4 protein-coding genes are annotated in these 2,729 nt (G+C 36.4%); all 4 read left to right on the top strand.

From position 1 onward, the window contains the following. The first annotated feature begins 425 nt into the window (after positions 1-425). Positions 426-689 carry a hypothetical protein gene (locus tag FNK51_RS26060; protein ID WP_098373417.1) on the top strand — a complete coding sequence of 88 codons (264 nt, stop codon included), beginning with the start codon at positions 426-428 and terminating at the stop codon, positions 687-689. Positions 690-750: 61 nt separating this feature from the next. Continuing rightward, positions 751-966, top strand: coding sequence for a hypothetical protein (locus FNK51_RS26055; protein WP_098373416.1), 216 nt, complete (start codon positions 751-753; stop codon positions 964-966). A 207-nt stretch (positions 967-1,173) separates the two neighbouring features. Beyond that, positions 1,174-2,178, top strand: a complete 1,005-nt coding sequence (locus tag FNK51_RS26050; protein ID WP_181762356.1) for a phosphotransferase enzyme family protein — start codon at positions 1,174-1,176, stop codon at positions 2,176-2,178. 11 nt (positions 2,179-2,189) lie between these two features. Beyond that, a complete protein-coding gene (locus FNK51_RS26045; RefSeq protein ID WP_141995217.1) occupies positions 2,190-2,711 on the top strand; it encodes a GNAT family N-acetyltransferase in 522 nt (173 codons plus the stop codon). Positions 2,712-2,729: the final 18 nt, after the last annotated feature.

Below are 2,729 nucleotides of genomic sequence, written 5' to 3'. Positions count from 1 at the left end.
CTCACGAGTAAACGCAGTTTCACGAGTAAATCGTTAAAACTCACGAGTAAATCGTTAAAATTCGCGAGTAAATTGCTGAAACTCACGAGTAAACAGGCTAAACTCACGAGTAAATCGCAGATTCAAGAGTAAATCGTTAAAACTCACGAGTAAACGATTAACGGGAGTCGTTTTTCTGTATTTTGGTTTGTTTCAATACAATTGGCTGTATAAGAGATTGAAGAAGGCAATAATTTTCCTTTCATAAGCAGTTATTGGAGCTGGCGGATTTTGTTCATCGGAATCAGTTTATGCATCATTTTTACAACTGTAATTCATTCTTTCGCTGAAAAGACCTATTTGAAAATTTTTGTAATGATTTATTTAGCCTTGGACATACTTAATTAAGATATCAAAAAGTAACATTCATTTAAGGAGGAAACCCAATGGCTAACGAAAATATACAAATGAAAATGGAGCATATTTGGCAGGATACATGTGGATCATGGGAAAACTGTACCGAAACCACAATTCAGTCATTCTTGGCGAAATCGCAAGAAAGCAATATAGACCCGCAATATTGCATGAGCTGGGTGGAACAACATAAAGCCCAAATACCTGAGTGGAATGCCGTTTCAAAAGTGTCGCTTGACTGGGTTAATCAACATACCTCAACGGGTTCACCCATTTCAATCAAGGAAGATTTTTAAAAAGTTAATTTTTTCTGCTTATGATTGGCACGAACTCTACTATGTTTAAGAGGTGAAGATATTGTCAAATAACGAGGAACAAAACGGCAAATCAAATACTTGGCAAGGTTCAGAGCATAATAATGACCCAGATTACAGAGTTAATGCTTGGGATGAAATGAATGGTGAAGATAAATTTGTACAATCAGCCATCCAAGAGGAATTCAATAATCCAGTAATCGAAGAAACGATCTTGAAGTTCAATAAAATAGCGAATGAAGAAGAAAAGGAAACTTGATTTTGGACGCGCCCCTATAGGGCGTTTTTTTTTGAGAAGGAAGAAGGAGCCACTAATAAAAAATATCTTTACCCTTGTAACCATAAAGATTTATAAAAAAAGAATGATATACAAATAAAGGGAAAAGGCATTTTGGTATCGTATAAAGCATAGTATAAATCGTTTTTATTAATAAAGTTAGCAATATCATTAATGGGAGTGAAGATCATGGAAGCATCGGTAGAGCGGATTTTTTCTGAGGAATTGGTGAAATTGGCTGGGCATTTTTTTCAAGTGAATGCTGGGGATCCGGTTAAACTTGGAGATGCAGAGAACTATGTATTTGAGGTTTACAGGGATGGAAGTCCATACATTTTAAGGATGACACATCAATCACATCGTACAAAAGGTCAAGTGCTTGCTGAGTTAAAGTGGATTGAATATTTACAGAATAATAGTAGTGAAATTCCTAAAGTTCTCTCTTCGAAAGAAAATAACTTGGTTGAAATTGTAAAGGGTTCGGATGGTACGGAATTTTATTGTTGCCTGTTTGAAAAAGCTCCTGGTGTAAGGATGAAAGTCACCGATGAAAATTTCGATGAACCTTTATTTTTTGAATGGGGAAGAACGATTGGCCAAATGCATAAACAAACAAAAAATTATCAGCCTGAAACAAAATATAAAAGGCTGGATTGGCATGAAGAGGAACTATTGAATGCCGAACTCTACCAATCCGATGTTCCAGAGCAATTGATGCACCAACAAGAATTAATCAAGAAGAAATTAAATGCCCTTCCAGTTCATCAAGATAATTTTGGATTGATCCATTCTGATATACATAACGGCAATTTCCATTTTCATGAGGGGAAGATTCATGTTTTTGACTTTGATGACTGTTCTTATCACTGGTTTGCCAGCGATTTGGCCATACCTCTGTACTATCTGATATGGAGCTTGGAACGTGAAGGGGTAAAAGGGCTCGATGAATATGCCGCCAAGTTCATGAGGGAATTCATAAAAGGCTATGAGACGGAAAATATCCTGGCACCTGAAGAATACGAAACGATTCCTCTATTTTTAAAGTTAAGGGATATTACGTTATATAATTTTTTTCATAAAAAGTATGATTTGAAAAATGCGGATGGTCAATTATTCAAAACCGTCAAAAATATCGAACAAAGAATCATCGAAAGCCGTCCTATTGTTCACTTCGATTCGAACATGGTTCATTAAGGGGGATTGGAATGTCAGAAGTGAAAAATTACATCATTCGGACCGGTGAGTTGGAAGATGCAGAAGCGGTTTTGGATGTACAGAATTCCGTTATTTCCGAAGGAGAGTATTTTATTGCGGTATCGGAAGAGTTCAATAAAACACCAGAACAACAAAGGGATTGGATACGAAGGTTATTGGAAAATGAACGAGAAACCATCATCGTGGCCGAAATAAATGGTGAAGTCATTGGATGGATAGGATTTCAATCGGAAAATAGGAAGAGAATGTCTCACAAGGGCTCATTTGGAATGATGATCAGGAAAAATTACAGAGGGAAAGGAATTGGAAAAGAGCTTTTAAAAGCGTTATTGGAATGGGCAGAAGCAAATCCGTTTATTGAAAAGGTGAGCTTGGGAGTTTTTTCAACAAATCAGCGGGCAATATCACTGTATAAAAAGATGGGATTTGTTGAAGAGGGCCGTAAAATAAAGGAATTTAAGATGAGCGAACGTGAATACGTCGATGATATTATCATGTACAAAATGGTTTGAACAGACCAAAAGAGCATG

This window comes from Bacillus sp. B4EP4a (genome assembly GCF_006680105.1).
In the GTDB taxonomy this organism is placed as follows: Bacteria; Bacillota; Bacilli; order Bacillales; family DSM-1321; genus Peribacillus; species Peribacillus simplex_E.
This window is presented reverse-complemented; position numbering and strand designations above follow the sequence as displayed.